The organism is Acuticoccus kandeliae, from assembly GCF_003073115.1.
Window position 1 is genome coordinate 1 of sequence record NZ_QBBV01000076.1, and the last position, 403, is coordinate 403.

At 73.2% G+C, this 403-nt stretch carries 1 pseudogene; it reads left to right on the forward strand.

Annotation, left to right across the window (positions count from 1 at the left end):
- Nucleotides 1-403 (forward strand): annotated as a pseudogene (locus tag DBV35_RS29375) (glycine dehydrogenase (aminomethyl-transferring)); the annotation flags it as partial.

Sequence of the window (403 nt, forward strand, 5' to 3'; positions counted from 1 at the left end):
CGCCGCGCCACGCTCACCGCGGTGGCGGCCGCCAACTACGGCGCGACCCGGCTGCGGAAGCACTTCCCGGTGCTCTACGCGGGCGCCGACGGCACGGTCGCCCACGAGTGCATCCTCGACCTGCGCACGCTGACCAAGGAGACCGGGGTGACCGTCGACGACGTCGCCAAGCGGCTCATCGACCACGGCATCCACGCCCCGACCATGTCCTTCCCGGTGGCCGGGACGCTGATGGTCGAGCCCACCGAGTCCGAGGACCTCGCGGAGATCGCGCGGTTCGTCGCCGCGATGGTGTCGATCCGCGGCGAGATCGACCGGGTCGCCGCGGGGGAGTGGCCCGCCGAGGACAACCCGTTGCGGAACGCCCCGCACACCGCGGCCTGCCTGGCCGACGACAAGTGGG